The organism is Winogradskyella psychrotolerans RS-3 (assembly GCF_000427335.1).
GTDB lineage: Bacteria > Bacteroidota > Bacteroidia > Flavobacteriales > Flavobacteriaceae > Winogradskyella > Winogradskyella psychrotolerans.
The window spans coordinates 124,633-140,792 of the sequence record NZ_ATMR01000095.1; the positions used below are offsets into that span (position 1 = coordinate 124,633).

Consider the following 16,160-nt stretch of genomic DNA (forward strand, 5'->3'; position numbering starts at 1 on the left):
AATGAAGAAACAGTATATCATAAAAAAAATAAGTTATTACTGAATTTATTGCAATGAAAACCTTATAAAACTGAACTTTCAAAAAGAAGCGGCAATAAATTAGCTAAAGAATTTGATTTTACAACCTTACCTTCTGCTCCCATAAAATAAATTTCGATGGGTTGATCTTGTTTTATTTCGTATTCTGCGATAGATTGCCTGCATGCACCACATGGTGGAATAGGCTTATTCGTAATTTGATTTTGTGATGAAGCCGTTATTGCCATTTTCAGAATTTTAGCTTTAGGATACTTTGCTCCTGCATAAAATATTGCTGTGCGTTCTGCACACAATCCCGAAGGGAAACATGCGTTTTCTTGGTTACTCCCAATAACAACAATACTATTATCTAACAAAATAGCAGCTCCTACGTTAAATTTTGAATACGGTGCATACGCATTCTCTCTAGCTTCTATGGCCGTAGTCATTAAATTTTGAATGGCTTTAGGAAGCTCATTTATATCATCATAGACTTGTAATGTGGTTTCTATTTTGACTTCCTTCATAGTTTGCAATTTATTTTAGACAAAAAAACTATTGCTTTAATAAACAATAGTTTTTAATATCTAATTTAGTTATAAATTTTAATATTCAGTGTATTCACCATCACCAAAATTAAAGGTCAGTGAGAAACGTAGCGTATTTTCTAATGGACTCTGAATTTTAGATGCTGAAAATAAATATGATAAATCAACATTTATTGTAGTGTATTTGAAACCTGCACCAAGTGCAAAAAACTTACGTGCACCTTTATCATCGGCTTCATTAAAATAACCTGTTCTCAAAGAAAAGTTCTCTTGATATGTATATTCTGCACTCAACGCCCACGTGAATTCTCTTAACTCTTCACTAAAACCTCCTGGTGCATCACCAAACGATTGAAACACTCCGTTTAAAAAACTAACATCTGGATTCTGACCTGACATAATAATATCCCTTCTAATTGGGTTTGTACTTATGTCATCTATATCTTCCTCGTACGTTCCATTATCATTATTATCTGTAAATTCATATTCATTACCATAAATAGGAGGTGTTGGTACCAAATATTTAGTAACCTCACCAGTCACTGCTAGTGTACTGTATTGATCAAATATAAAATCAAAACCTGCCCCTAGTCTTAAGTTTGTTGGCTGAAACACATCGTTACCAGCATCATCATACTTAAATTTTGGCCCTAAATTCTGAATTGCAAAACCTGCTCTCCAACGGCCATTATAATCGTTATAAGCTTCTTCCTCACTTTGATAGTAACCAGTAATATCAGCACCAAAAGTACTACCAGGTTGTGCATTAGAATCTACTTGCCCTATTCGTAAAGCAGACCTCATGTATCGCAATCCTACTGCCATAGAAAACTGATCGCTTAATCGTAATGTATAAGCACCATCTATAGCATACTCATTCGGTTTTACAGCTGTACCTGGATCATTAGCATCTTGAGTTAATACAATTTCACCTAAAGAAAAATACTTAAGTCCTACAGAAAAGGCACTGACCTCATTTATTCTATTAAAATACGTTACATAACTCAGTGAAATATCATTTACCAATCGTGTTAAATACGGAGTGTAACTTAAACTAACACCTTGCTTTGTTTCAGAAAACACATATTTTGCTGGATTGTATTGTTGTGAAAACCCATCTACTGATGTTGCGACTCCCATATCTCCTAATGATGCAGATCTAGCATCTGGTGCGATTAACATAAATGGTAAACCTGTAGTGATTACTCTACTATCAAAATTATCTGGTAGAATTACTGTCTGACCATAGGTAGAACCAATTGTTACGAGTGCGATAAGGGTTATAAAATGTTTCTTCATGTTCAATTTTTGAAATATTAACACCTATTAGATAGTATTAATTCGTTAGCAAATATAAATTATTATTATAGTATGACAAGTTTTTGAATTTTTTCAACTTGTTTATTTAAACGATTAGATTTCACTTTTAGTTTATAGACATAGACTCCTTTTCCGATTTTATCCCCAAAATCGTCTCTTCCGTCCCAAATAATGTCTTTCGATAAAGAACTTACAGCTTTGCTTCCACCTGAAGTTTGCCCATTTAAAGTTCTTACTAATTTACCCGAAACCGTAAAAATTTGCACGGATATATCTAGCGGCTCTACACTATTGTGATTAAACCAAAACTCAGTATAACTCACAAATGGGTTTGGGTAGTTTAAAACATTATTAATAACTAATTCTTCATCTTTATCGAAAACAATAAATTGAATTTCGACGGTTGAAGAGTTATTGTAAACATCCCAAGCTTTTAAAGTCAAGGTATGTAAACCAGGTTCTAAGTCTCTAAATGGATAGGATACTGCACCATTGGTATAATCATCTACATTTGCTTGGTAATAGTTGTTTAAAACTATTGGATTGGTTTCATCTCCGTCAATTATAGCCGTAATATCATGACCAATACCACTTGCTGTATTGATACCATTATCATCTTGAAGCTTTGCTAGTAAAACTGGCGATTCATTTGTAATACCACCTGAAACAAAATTTTCATCGTTCATATATAAATTAATGACCGGTCCGATATTATCCTCGGGAGCATTTTCATTAATACCACCAATTTGAATATCAAAATTTGCACCTGCCTGGTCCGAAATGGGGTTAGCGGTTTGCGCATAAAAACTCACTTTACCATTACCTACCGGAATTCCGATATCTTTTGGCACAATAAAATCAAATTCAAACAGTCCATTTACGACACTTGCTTGGCCTTTAAATATGACTTCGCCTAACGTATTAAAATCCATTATAATAAGATCCCCGCTAGTATCTGTAACGCCATCATTAGCTAATGTTTGACGCTCAATATTTTTATCAAAAACCGTTGCTGTTAATGTTCCGTTATAATTAGATAATACATTGCCGTTTGTATCTACCACTTCACCAGCTAGTTTTGTATAGCTTAACGCTTTTAGAACATCGATAGGCTGTGTAATTTCTACATCATTTACTTTGGTTAATTTAATATCTGGTTGCGCAAAAGCTAATTTCATAGCAGGATCTCCAATAAAGAACACTAATCGTTTTTGACTAGAACCAGCGATATTATTATCTGTCTTTGTTAAACGCAATGCTTCTGCCATTGAAACGTATTCTCTAGAACCAAATGCAAATAAATAATCATCTAATACATTATTTAAAGATTCACCAACGGTTACAATAATTTGTCGTGTTGTAGTCACTAAAGCCACAGCACCTCCATTTGTATTCCAAAAGGTATATTCACCTGCGGTTTCTCTGTTTGGATCATCGAATTTGGTGTATTCGCAAGTTACGGTGATAAACAAATTATATTTACAAATGTTGTTTATCTCTTGCGAATCTATTTTATCAAAAATTCGTTCTTTAGCAATACCATCTTCACCTCCATGACCAAAATAATTAACTACTAAAGCGCCAACTTCAATAGCATCTTTTATAGCATCATTAACTTTAGGATATCTATTTCCTGCCGCTGAAGATTCTTGTTCAAAGGCATCCGAATGAATTTTTACAACATTTAAAAATGGTTTTTCTTCATCTAGCGTCGTCCCTAAATCATCGGTCGTTTTTTGTAATCTTTGCTCCCAAGCCTCATCAACATCATCAGAAATAAGAAGAATATTATTTCTCCAACTGCCATAAGCTTCTGGTTGGTAATAAGTATTAATTTTATCTACCATCTCTTTAGCACGTTGCACATCTTCTGCTAAAATTCTACCCACTGCAATATCCATTCGGTCAATGGAATTAATCATGCCGCCTTCATTATCATCTAACATGGCATAAAAATCATCTGAAACGAATGAACTCGTTAAACTAAAACTACTTGTAGTATACCATGATGGTACCAAGTTTGTATTATTGTTTATTCTATTTTTATAATCATAAGAACCGTCCCCAAATAAACAAAGGTATTTTAACCGTTTACTTGGCGTGCTTGCATTGTCATATACATATTTAATAAAATTACGCAATGCAGCAATATCTTGGCTTCCGGTGCTAAACTCATTATATATCGTTTGTAAATCAACCACCTTTACATTCAAATTGTATTGATTTCTATTAATCTCAGCTAAGCGTTCTGCCTGTGTTAAAAATTGAGATGGTGCCAAGATGATATAATCAATATCTTCAAATTCACCTTGATTATTGGTGAAAATCGTGCCTTTTAAGTTTTGATTTGAAACTACGGTCCTAGAATCTACTTTAGGCGAAAACACATCTGAGTTAGAAAAAGCTAAATATGTTCTTTCTTCTCCAGACTGTGCTTTAAAAGACATAGCACTCGCGTTATCTGAATTTACCGTTGTACTCACATTAAAACGGTCTGTTATATCCCAGATTTCTCTAATATTGTTTGTATTTGCAATATTATATTGTGCTATTCCGGGTGTAGTAATGACCTCTTTATTTTTAAAAACTAATTGATCGCCTTCATATCTTAAACTACGAGTGGCTTCAATATTAATATAATCTAGAAACGCATTTGCAGATGGGTTGCCACTATTATTATAATCAAAAGTTACCGTAATAACATCTGAAGCTATATTTTGGGATTGATTGTATGCCGCAGCAGTTCCTAAAACTGAGCCTGGCGATATCGCTGAAAGCCCTAAAGTTGTAACTTCATTACCATTAATTGTAACTTTCATGGTTGTAGGCACTTCGGAAACAGACCCGACAGCAATACGAAAGTCTACTGGAGTAGTTGTTAGTAAATTCGGGAATTCAAACTCATAAGAACGCTGATTTTCAATATCAAAATCATCACCAAACCAGCGTCTACCTAACTTTGCAAGGTTATACTCATCAACTTCATAAAATTGGTAATCTTGAAACGTATCAATTTCAATAGTAGCGGCACCATTAAGCGTAGGCATACTTTGAATACGTTTACCATTACCAGAACTAACATTAACATAGTAATAAGTCTTATCTGTATATAAGTTTAAATTTGTTTCACTTTCTTCACTATAGGTTTTAGGACCTTCTCCATAGAAAAGGATATAATCGGCATTATCAAAACGCCCATCTTCCTCACCTATAAACTTCACAGCATTCTCTACAACATCAAAAGGATAATTTTCAGAATTTTCTAATGGCAGCATTCGTCCTCCATTACCATAAATCTTTATGGTTCTTGGATCAACAGAATTTGTATTCACCCCTAAACCACCCAAAAAACTCTTAGATAATTTAAAGACACCTGAGTCTTCTATATAAAATCGAAACCATTGTCCGGAACTTAAAACTGAATTTGTAATGGCATTGACCCCCATTGCACCATTAGCAGAACGACTAGAAAGCACATTATAATTTACCGTAAAAGTTGTTATTTTCTTATAAATCCCTTTATCGTTAATAATAGGAGTTAATTCAAAATAATTACTATACTTTCCTCTAGCGTTAGTCGTATGCATCTTATACCTCGGAGACACGGGAATAAGCTTTGGATTTAAATCTTTTAATTCGTTAGACGACATTGTTTCATATACAATATTGGTAACAGCAACCGAATTTTGGTCAATTTGACTCCCGTTACTTTCCCATTGGTCAAAAAAGATTAAACCAGTATCGTCATTATAATTAAAATTATTGTCATCAAAAGCAGGGACTTCAATTTTACTATAACTAGTTTCTAAAACCTTATAGCCATCCCAATTTATATTAAATTGCTTTTGCTGCCCAAAACAAAGCACAGTAAATAAGAGAAGAGAGATTAAATAGCAGTTTTTCATTTATTCATTTTCGTTTTTCGTCTCAAATAGAATTATAAAGATAAGTCTCATATAACACATCCTATATTTCACAATAAAATAACGACTTATACGAGACGTTATTATGACTACACAATTTTTATTTCAAAAATACAACAATAAATCATTTCTAGGCTCGTTATTAAAGGGCAAAATACATCGATAAATTGAAAAAAATCCGTTGTTATGTTCAAAAAAAAGGATGAAATGCATCATTTTTTAAATTTAGACACAAAAAAAAGTTGTCGGTTTACCTTTAATTGTTATATTGCGACTCTAAAATTAAACGAGCTTACTTAAACGTATGGATATGAAACATGTCTCAAACCTAAAATTTTTAATAGCAGCAACGCTTTGCGCCACAATTGTGAGTTGTAATCGTTCTTCTAATTCTGGCAACGTAGATAGTGCCACAGGCTGGAAAATCAACGATAAACAAGGTGGTTTTCAGTACAACACACAATTCAAAGAGCAGGAAACTCCTCCTGGAACTGCTTTTGTTGAAGGTGGAACCTTTACAATGGGTAAAGTAGCAGATGACCCAATGCACGATTGGAATAACACTCCAACACAACAGCATATACAGTCATTCTATATGGATGAAACAGAAGTTACGAATGTAAACTACTTGTTTTATTTAGATTATTTAAAAAATGTATACCCACCAGACGACCCTAACTATGCTTTAATATACAAAGGAGCACTTCCTGATACATTGGTATGGAGAAATCGTTTAGGATATAACGAAATGATGACCGAAAACTATTTGCGTCACCCAGGTTATGCAAACTACCCTGTAGTTGGTGTGAGTTGGATCCAAGCCGTAGAATATGCGAATTGGAGAACTGACCGTGTTGCAGAATTGTCTTTACAAGAAGCAGGATACATCAAAAGAGATGCACAATACACAGACGTAAGCGCAGAAAGCACATTTAGTACAGATACATACATCAATGCACCATCACAAACATATGGTGGTAATGCAGAAGTATTAGAAGGCGGACAACGTAGACAGCAAACGGATGCCGATGGTAACCCTATCAATATTTATGCTAATAGAGAATCTGGATTAATTCCTGTAAAATACAGACTTCCTACCGAAGCTGAATGGGAATATGCCGCTTTAGGTATGAGTGAATTACGTCAATATAACGTATATAGAGGTCGTAAAAAATACCCATGGGATGGTCAGTATACTAGATCTGGAAAACGTGTAAATCGTGGAGATCAATTGGCTAACTTTAAGCAAGGTAAAGGTGATTATGGTGGAATCGCAGGTTGGTCTGACGATGGTGCTGATATTACTGCAGAAGTTAAAACATACGAACCAAATGATTACGGTTTATATGATATGGCTGGTAATGTTGCTGAGTGGGTAGCTGATGTTTACAGACCTATTGTAGATGATGAATTTAATGATTTTAACTACTATAGAGGAAACGTTTATTCTAAAAATGCAATTAACGAAGATGGTACAGTAAAAATTGTAACTGTTGATGATATTGTATATGATACATTAAGCAACGGTAAAATTATCGCTAGAGATTTACCTGGTGAAATTGCTAGAGTTCCAATTGATGAGGACGAAACGTATTTAAGAACTAACTTTAGTCAAAGTGATAACAGAAACTTTAGAGATGGAGATAAGCGTTCTTCACGTTACTACAGAGAAAGTTTTGACGAATCTGAAGGTGACAAGAGTGCAACTAGTAAGATGTACAATTCTCCTAAACATTCGGTTCAAATTGATTCTGTAGAAGGAACTATGACTAGAGAGTATGACCAATCCAACAGCAGAACTTCATTAATTAACGATGAAGTGAGAGTTTATAAAGGTGGTTCTTGGAGAGACAGAGCATACTGGATTGACCCAGCTCAACGTCGCTATTTCCCACAAGATATGGCAACAGACTATATTGGTTTTAGATGTGCTGTTTCTAGAGTTGGATCTAAAAGTGAAGACGGAGGAAAAAGACGAAATTAAGAAGCTTTAAATATTTTTTTAAAAAGTCCTGATAAATATATCAGGACTTTTTATTTTTAAACCTATCAAACAATCATGTTGAAGTCCTCATTATTCTAATACACGATGACTAAAGAACGGCATGTAATAGCTTAATAATTATCAACCTATGAAAATCGACACTATATATCAAAAGTTTAAAACCTGTTCATCTATCGCAACAGACACTAGAAAACTTCAACAAGACTGCATGTATTTTGCTCTAAAAGGAGACAATTTTAATGGAAATAAATTTGTGGACAAAGCTTTTGCTGGTGGTGCAAAATATTGCGTTGTAGATGATGTTGATGCTTTAACAAATGATAACTGTATATACGTTGATGACGCACTAGCGTCCCTACAAGAGCTCGCGAGACATCACAGAAAAGCGATTAACATTCCAATCATAGCATTAACAGGTAGTAACGGAAAAACAACAACTAAAGAGCTTATTAATGCTGTTCTCAATACAACATACAATGTAAACGCTACTATCGGAAACTTAAACAACCATATCGGTGTACCATTAACTTTATTACGTTTTTCGAAAGATATGGATTTCGGAATTGTTGAAATGGGAGCCAATCACCAAAACGAAATCGCGTTTTTGTGTGGCATAGCACTACCCGATTATGGTTTAATTACTAACTTCGGTAAAGCGCATCTTGAAGGATTTGGCAGTATTGAAGGAGTTATTAAAGCAAAATCAGAATTGTATGATTATATAAAACTGAATGAGAAAACAGCATTTATAAATGAGGATGATGAGAAACAGGTACAACAAATCGGAGATTACTCTAAGATTATCACTTTCGGTAATAGTTTAGAAAATGACTGTACCATTTCTTTTGAAAGCGCTAATCCCAATGTGACACTTTTATATGATGGTAATAAGATTAAAAGTCAGCTTATAGGCGATTATAACTACGGAAATATAGCAGTTGCAGTTGCAGTCGGAAAACATTTTAATGTCACTACAGATAACATTAAAAAAGCTATTGAAGGTTATCAGCCAGACAATAACCGCTCTGAAATTATTAAAAAAGGAACGACCAAAATAATTTTAGATGCGTACAACGCTAACCCAACAAGCATGTTAGCCGCTCTTAAAAACTTAAAGCAATTAGATGCTGACAACAAGTTTCTCTTTCTTGGAGATATGTTTGAATTAGGCGCAGATGCAGATAAAGAACATCAATTCATTGTAGATTATATTGAGTCTAATTTTGAAAAAGATGTTTATATTATTGGAAAGAATTTCTATAAAACAACAACAACAAAAGATTCTACTCAAAAATTCTCTAGCTTCGAAGCTATAAAATCGCATTTTAAAACGCTTCAACTTAATAATTCAACGGTTTTAATTAAAGGCTCTCGTGGTATGGCTTTAGAGCGGATTTTAGAACTATTATAAAGTATCTATTTTTTTTAAATAAAATAACCCTTTTGAAATATCTTTCAAAAGGGTTGTTTGTTAATTGTACTTAATCGCAAATTCTTATTGATTATGATTGACCATCCAACCAATTCCGAATTTATCAGTACAGCGGCCAAAATACCCCCATTCTCTTTCGCGATAATTGTGATGCACTTGTCCACCTTTGGATAAGGCCTCAAAAAGACGTTTTCCTTCAGCATTATCAGATGCTTCAATACTCATTTGGCATTGATTTCCGCTATTGAGCGGTGTGTCGGGAGAGACATCATAAGCCATAAAATAAACATTCTTCCCTTTTAACTCAGCGTGCTGTAGTTTATCTCTGTAAGAAGATGGAACATCTATTTTTTTGTCTTCGTAGGTTTGACGGTTAATAATATCAGCGTCAAATAATTCACTATAAAATTTTAATGCTTCTTGGCAATTTCCTTTAAACGATAAATATGCTTGTACTTTCATGTTTTTAGATTTTTAAGTTTAACAAATTGTGAATCTCAATTTATTTAAATTTATTCTAATCTATTAGCTGATTTCATAGTATTTATTGCTCAATCCCTTTCCTAAAAAAATTAACAAAAGCTTCGTTACTAACACATATTATTTAAGACTTATACCATCAATACATTCAATTTAAATACTCCTACCACTCCAAAGACAAATAATTAATGTAGTATTGACTTCATAACTATTAAAATTGGTATCTATTTTAAAAATCATACCATACTACAAAACAACACTATAGAAACAGCAGCTATTAAAATTCCTACAGCACACCAATCATATCTACCATTATAGTCACAAGAAATGAGTCTGAATTTGGGTGAATTAAGCAAAGCAAAACCACTTCAAAGCCTTATTTTTGCATTATATTTTAATAAACCCCCAAATCTTATGAACCACCCCCTAAAATTTATTATGCTTTTAGCTGTAATCAGCTTAAGCAGCTTTCAACTAAATGCCCAGACCAATGGCACTTATACAAATAATAATGGCACTGGAGATGGCTTATGGTCTATAGCAGCTAACTGGACAGATGGTATAATGGCAGATGCAACTGGTATTGCAACCCTAGAGGCTAGTGTAGATATAAATACTGATACAAGTGTTGGAAGTTTGGTAATATCAAATGCTTTAACAATTAGTAGTGCTTCAAATTCTACATTAACTTTAACTACTCCAAGTGGAACTGATAGTAATTATCTCATGCAAAATAATGCTGCTACTGGCACTGTTACTTTTGATTGTAACATAACGATAAGTGTATCTAAAAGATTTAAAAATGCACAAGACGCTACAACTATTTTCGCAGCCGGCAATACGCTTAGTACAGGTACTTTAGGTCTTAATATACAAAATTATTCATCTAACCCTTTTGAATTTAATGGAGTAATAACTGGAAGTGGTGTTTTTTATGCCATAACAGGAGGAGATGATGGAGGAGCAACTTTTGGGAGCACTTCAGATTTATCTGGATTTACAGGAGGTTTTAGAACTAGAAAGAATTCATATCTTTTTAACACTACAACTATAATTCCTGGTGTTTCAACATCTATAGAATTAGAAGGTAATAGTAATGTTACTTTTACTGGAATAAATAATTATCTGGGTGGTATTAACCGAGATACACAAGGAAACGGTTCATCTGTGGTTACATTTAGCCAAAGTCAGAACAATATGGCTACCTTAATAGTAAATACAAGACCTTTAGCTTTAAACTTTACTCCAGCTTCGACAGAAATTGCGTTTTCAGGAATTGGTATAATGACGGGGGTGGTAGATTTGCAAAACTATGCATCTGGAGTGCTTAGAATAGGAATATCATCAACTACGGTATCTCAAACCATATTAGACACTTGGCTTCTAGATGGATTAGAACCTGCAGATGGTACATTTACTCAAGATGCTGATGGTTATATTATACACAATACATATACTACAACGGCAGGTCAGGATATTAATTGGGAAGATGCTTCTAGTTGGGTAGGTGGAAAAATCCCTTCTTTATCAACTGATAATGTAGTAATACATGGTAAAGTAGATTTGAATTCTAACGTAGAAATAAATAATTTAACAATAGAACATACTAGTGGAGTTCAAGAAATTTTAGATGTTCAGCCTGGGTATTCGCTTATTGTAAATGGAGATGCAATAACAAAAGATGCACTTAGAGCAAGCTCTTCTAGTGCGAGTTCTGGTAGTTTAATTTTAAATGGAAATATTACTGGTAATATTAGATATAATAAGTGGGTAAATCCTGTAACATCAGGTAATGATTTGGTAGCGTCTCCAGTTTCTCAAACATTTAGTAGTTTTGAAGCATCCAGCATTAATCTTGTCGAAAACCCTTCTACAACAACGCAAAAATTATTTGGTCCTTTTGATCAACTTAATGGAGTATATATAAACTGGGATACTTCAACTAATGCAAATGATGATATAGTTCCTGGTAAAGGCTATAGAGCAGCAACTAATAGTGGAGGTACAGTTGTATTTCAAGCACAACCAGATTCACCAACAATAGATGTGCCAGTAACGCTTACAGATGGAGGTGATCTCACTTATGGTAAATGGAACTTAATCGGAAACCCTTATCCTTCATATTTAGATTTTAATACTTTTTTCACGGATAACAGAGATCAATTTGATACCGGAGCTTTTCAAGCCATCTATGGTTATGACGGTGATGCTTCAGATGGTTGGACAGTTTGGAATAGTTTAAATGGAGAAAAATTAGCTCCTGGTCAAGGTTTCTTTGTGAGAACTAAAACAGGTGGTGGTACTGTAACGTTCACACCGGCTATGAGAACTATTGGTTCTTCTGATGATTTTATACAAGGACGCTCAGCTAATAATCTAAACATCGCTTTAGCAAAATTGCATTTAAGTAATTCTTCTGACACCTATTCTACCGACATCTATTTTGTAGACAACCAAACTCGTGGTTTAGACCCAGGTTACGATGCAGGTGCTTATGTTGGTGCATCTAATGGCATCTACACTAATCTTGTAGAAAACAATACAGGAATTGATATGGCTATTCAAGCTTTACCATACAACGATTTTAACGATGTAGTTGTTCCACTTGGTATTAAAGGAGAAGCAGGTATACAATTAACTATTGGCTTAGATACGGAAACGGTTTCTATACCTTCTAATATTAATGTATATCTTGAAGATAATGTTACCAATACATGGACTATACTAAATACTGGTGATTATGTATTTACACCAGCTAGTACATTAAATGGAACAGGTCGTTTCTATGTGCATTTTTCTTCTTCAACATTATCTACAGAAGATAACTTGTTAAATGGTTTAAATATCTATTCAGAACAAGCCACAAAAACAGTCGTAGTTAAAGGGCAATTAAACTCAGATACGACAGCTGCTATTTACGATGTACAAGGACGATTGATAGTACAGAACGCATTAAACACGTCTAACACAACAAATACTATAAATGTGAATGCTTTAAAATCAGGAATTTATATTGTTGAATTAAAAAGTAATACACAAAATAGAACTCAAAAGATTATCATAAAATAAAATGTATAATTGATGTCTTAATTTTTTAAATATAGACATTACCCTAAATTGATTAATAGCAGAAAAACCGTGATATTTTTTTTAAATATTGCGGTTTTTTTAATCGTAAAAATTAACAAAAAACACTTGCAATAGTATGATTCAAAATTAGTTTATTTACAAATGAAATATTAATTGATTTATTGAACAACGACTCAATTATTACGTTAATACCATAAAAACACCATTCTGAATAATTATCTTTAAAACCAAAAACATATGTATTATCAAAACATAGCAAAACAGTTCACTTATTTTTCACTTATTTTATTACTTGGCTCAACAGTTTATAGCTGTAAAAACGTAGAAAACAAAAAATCACCAGAACCCAAAGCTGAAACTAAAGCGGAACCAACTTCAAAAGTCGACACACCTGAAGGTATGGTTTGGGTAGAGAAGAAAACCTTTTTACAAGGCGCTAAAGACACCGATAATTATGCCATGCCAAGAGAAAAACCTGCACATTGGGTTACTGTTGATGGTTTTTTTATGGATATCACAGAAGTTACTAATAAGCAGTTTAAGGCCTTTGTGGCAGCTACTAACTATATAACTATAGCAGAACGCGAGATTGATTGGGAAGAAATGAAAAAAGAATTACCTCCAAACACACCAAAACCTCATGATTCTATTCTACAACCTGGAAGTTTAATTTTTAACAAAGATGTGAATGCTGTTGTAAACATGGAGAACTACGGACAATGGTGGACATGGAAAACAGGAGCCGATTGGAAACATCCTGACGGTCCGGATACTACTATTGAAGGTAAAGATGATTATCCGGTAGTACATGTGGCTTACCAAGATGCTTTAGCCTATTGCGAATGGGCAAACAGACGTTTACCAACTGAAGCAGAATGGGAATCTGCTGCCCAAGGAAAAAACACAAACACCATATTTACTTGGGGTAACGATGCTGCAAAATTAGATGCGAATGCTAATACTTGGCAAGGTGTGTTTCCTACGAGTAATGATTCTGAAGACGGGTTTGAATTTATTTCTCCTGTAAAATCATATCCTTCAAATAGTATTGGGTTATTCGACATGGCTGGAAATGTATGGGAAATAACTAGTGACTTTTTTAGTGTAAAATATTACAGTGAATTAGACACGTCTAAGCCGATTGTAAATCCTAAAGGAGCAGCTACACATTTTAATCCTAATAATCCGTACCAAGTAGAACACGTGATGAAAGGTGGGTCTTTTTTGTGCCATGCCTCTTACTGTGCTAGTTTTAGAATATCGGCTAAAATGGGTGTTTCTGTAGATTCTGGATCCGATCATATGGGCTTTAGAACAGTAGCAACACCAGATATGTTAGCTTCTAAAGAATAACGTCTATTTTTCACATATAGCACTAAAAAAAGGGAAAGCTAACTTTCCCTTTTTTTATTTCATAAAATGATTTACAACGCTTATTCTGTGAAGCGCAATTTATTGAAAGATTAGTCTATCATAGAGAATTCTTTTGATACTCTAGTTACTTTAATATAAAATGCGCCCCAGTCTTCACCTTTGTCTGTTGTAAACCAAGCACTCAAATCGGTTTCTCCTTCTGTAAAATTACCTATAAAGCTTATCACTTCAGCCTCTTTTTCTACAGCCTTAGTTTGTTCCCAAGCTCCAATTTTCACTCCACCAGATTTAAAATTCATTGTTCTACCTTCAGCAATAGCTTCTGTAGAAATGGTGCCTTCTTTTCCGGCAACAGCTGCATTTATAGCTAAATTAGATTCAAAAGGCCATCTGCTTAATTCAATAGTATACGTTCCAGACTGTTCAAACGCTACGGTAAATTCACCTCCAACAGGATTCTTTTGTGCTTCTCTAATATAATTCTGATTCCATGGAATTTTAGAATCGTGCACATGTGTATCATGACAAGTTAATTCAATTGGGTTTTGCTGATCTGATCCTAAAACAATAATCGGAAACTGATTAAATTCTGTAGACACAGAACTCCACCATTCGTTATAATAGTCTCGCATTTGTGCTACTTTTTCAGGAAACTGTGCTGCTAAGTCATTGTCTTGACTAGGATCTTTAGAAATATCATATAATTCTTTACCGTTAACCAATCGCATTTTGTCTGACATCACGGCACTTTTTCGCCATTTTATAGGACTTTGTACACGTTGCGAATCTGTAATTAAATAATCCCTACCAATCGTAGTTTCGGTACCTAAAATTAATGAAGAAATATCTGAACCGTCCATTTCCTTTTGTCCTTCAGGTAATTCTAAATTACACAACGTTGCTAAAGTTGGTAAAATATCTAAATGCGCTGTTAAATCCGTAACATCCTTACCCCCACTAATATTCTTTGCTGGATACGAAATGAAAAATGGGACACGGTGTCCCCCTTCATATTCACTGTTTTTTGTGCCTTTCATTCCTGCATTAAAACCGTATAATTGACCTCCTACGGTTTTATAACCTGAAGCCGTTCCGTTATCTGTCATAAAAATAACGATGGTATTATCGGCTATATTTAAGTCTTCCAATTTCCTTTGAAGCTTCGCAAAGTTGTCATCGACATTGGTAATCATTCCGTAAAATATCTTTTGAAATTCTGGAATATCTAAGTCTTTGTATTTATTATAATAAGCTTCTGGCACATTAAATGGAAGGTGTGGCGCATTCGCAGAAATATAAGCGAAGAACGGTTCATCTTTCTTGTCTTCAATATATTTTATCGCCTCATCAAACCAAACATCGGTACAATAACCTTCAAATTTTGTTGGTACTCCATTTTTAAAATAGGTATCATCAAAATAATCATTATCCCAATAATCTGGTGTCTGACCAACTCCACCTCCACCATGCGTAATGGTGTATTTAAAACCTTTATCTTGTGGTCTAGAAGGATAGGTATCTCCTAAATGCCATTTACCAAACATCGCTGTTTCGTAACCATTTTCTTGAAACACATCTGCCATAGTAACTTCATCTGCTCTTAAAATAGAAACACCACCAATCGTATGCCAAACTCCTACTCTATTCGCATAGCGTCCGGTCATTAAACCCGATCTTGAAGGTGCACAGGTTGGCCCCACATGAAAATCTGTTAACCGCACCGATTCGTCATGAAACTTGTCCAAAGCAGGCGTTTTAACTAAGGTATTACCGTGAGCACCTAAATCTCCATAACCTTGGTCGTCGGTAATAATAACAATGACATTAGGTTGTTTTGCTTTTGTAGTGGTTGCTGTTTTTCCTGATTGGGATGTACATGAAAACGTAAGTCCCATAAGTACCATTAATACAATTACTTTTTTATTCATTTCAATACTGTTTTTTGAAAGTATAGGGTGTTATTAATTATT

At 34.1% G+C, this 16,160-nt stretch carries 9 protein-coding genes; 4 read left to right on the forward strand and 5 right to left on the reverse strand.

Annotation, left to right across the window (positions count from 1 at the left end):
* Positions 1-62: 62 nt before the first annotated feature.
* From cdd to porU, 3 genes are all read right to left on the reverse strand, one after another.
* Complete coding sequence (cdd, locus tag ADIWIN_RS09160) at positions 63-545, reverse strand: cytidine deaminase (RefSeq protein WP_020897745.1); 483 nt, start codon at positions 543-545, stop codon at positions 63-65.
* Between the two features lie 78 nt (positions 546-623).
* Positions 624-1,865, reverse strand: a complete 1,242-nt coding sequence (gene porV, locus ADIWIN_RS09165) for a type IX secretion system outer membrane channel protein PorV (RefSeq protein ID WP_020897746.1) — start codon at positions 1,863-1,865, stop codon at positions 624-626.
* Positions 1,866-1,930: 65 nt separating this feature from the next.
* Positions 1,931-5,791, reverse strand: coding sequence for a type IX secretion system sortase PorU (porU, locus tag ADIWIN_RS09170; protein ID WP_020897747.1), 3,861 nt, complete (start codon positions 5,789-5,791; stop codon positions 1,931-1,933).
* 322 nt (positions 5,792-6,113) lie between these two features.
* Between porU and gldJ the strand changes: the two genes are divergently transcribed.
* Positions 6,114-7,793: a gliding motility lipoprotein GldJ gene (gldJ, locus tag ADIWIN_RS09175; protein WP_152487240.1), complete on the forward strand. Its 1,680-nt coding sequence runs from the start codon at positions 6,114-6,116 to the stop codon at positions 7,791-7,793.
* A 148-nt stretch (positions 7,794-7,941) separates the two neighbouring features.
* On the forward strand, positions 7,942-9,225 hold the full coding sequence (locus tag ADIWIN_RS09180) for a UDP-N-acetylmuramoyl-tripeptide--D-alanyl-D-alanine ligase (protein ID WP_040756819.1): 1,284 nt from the start codon (positions 7,942-7,944) through the stop codon (positions 9,223-9,225).
* Between the two features lie 84 nt (positions 9,226-9,309).
* On the opposite strand, the gene ADIWIN_RS09185 is transcribed toward ADIWIN_RS09180, so the two are convergent.
* Positions 9,310-9,708 (reverse strand): VOC family protein, encoded by a 399-nt coding sequence (locus ADIWIN_RS09185; protein ID WP_020897750.1) that lies wholly within the window; start codon positions 9,706-9,708, stop codon positions 9,310-9,312.
* A 432-nt stretch (positions 9,709-10,140) separates the two neighbouring features.
* Between ADIWIN_RS09185 and ADIWIN_RS09190 the strand changes: the two genes are divergently transcribed.
* Complete coding sequence (locus ADIWIN_RS09190) at positions 10,141-12,795, forward strand: T9SS type A sorting domain-containing protein (RefSeq protein WP_040756821.1); 2,655 nt, start codon at positions 10,141-10,143, stop codon at positions 12,793-12,795.
* Positions 12,796-13,053: 258 nt separating this feature from the next.
* Positions 13,054-14,169 (forward strand): formylglycine-generating enzyme family protein, encoded by a 1,116-nt coding sequence (locus ADIWIN_RS09195; RefSeq protein ID WP_020897752.1) that lies wholly within the window; start codon positions 13,054-13,056, stop codon positions 14,167-14,169.
* A gap of 110 nt (positions 14,170-14,279) precedes the next feature.
* Here the strand turns inward: ADIWIN_RS09195 and ADIWIN_RS09200 are convergent, their stop codons facing one another.
* Positions 14,280-16,118 (reverse strand): arylsulfatase, encoded by a 1,839-nt coding sequence (locus tag ADIWIN_RS09200; RefSeq protein ID WP_020897753.1) that lies wholly within the window; start codon positions 16,116-16,118, stop codon positions 14,280-14,282.
* Positions 16,119-16,160 lie beyond the last annotated feature (42 nt).

Excerpts from the sequence above, each read along its gene's own strand:
- ADIWIN_RS09200 (WP_020897753.1), bottom strand. The coding sequence starts at position 16,118 with ATGAATAAAAAAGTAATTGTATTAATGGTACTTATGGGACTTACGTTT.
- ADIWIN_RS09185 (WP_020897750.1), bottom strand. The coding sequence starts at position 9,708 with ATGAAAGTACAAGCATATTTATCGTTTAAAGGAAATTGCCAAGAAGCA.
- porV (WP_020897746.1), bottom strand. The coding sequence starts at position 1,865 with ATGAAGAAACATTTTATAACCCTTATCGCACTCGTAACAATTGGTTCT.
- cdd (WP_020897745.1), bottom strand. The coding sequence starts at position 545 with ATGAAGGAAGTCAAAATAGAAACCACATTACAAGTCTATGATGATATA.
- ADIWIN_RS09180 (WP_040756819.1), top strand. The coding sequence starts at position 7,942 with ATGAAAATCGACACTATATATCAAAAGTTTAAAACCTGTTCATCTATC.
- ADIWIN_RS09195 (WP_020897752.1), top strand. The coding sequence starts at position 13,054 with ATGTATTATCAAAACATAGCAAAACAGTTCACTTATTTTTCACTTATT.
- porU (WP_020897747.1), bottom strand. The coding sequence starts at position 5,791 with ATGAAAAACTGCTATTTAATCTCTCTTCTCTTATTTACTGTGCTTTGT.
- ADIWIN_RS09190 (WP_040756821.1), top strand. The coding sequence starts at position 10,141 with ATGAACCACCCCCTAAAATTTATTATGCTTTTAGCTGTAATCAGCTTA.
- gldJ (WP_152487240.1), top strand. The coding sequence starts at position 6,114 with ATGGATATGAAACATGTCTCAAACCTAAAATTTTTAATAGCAGCAACG.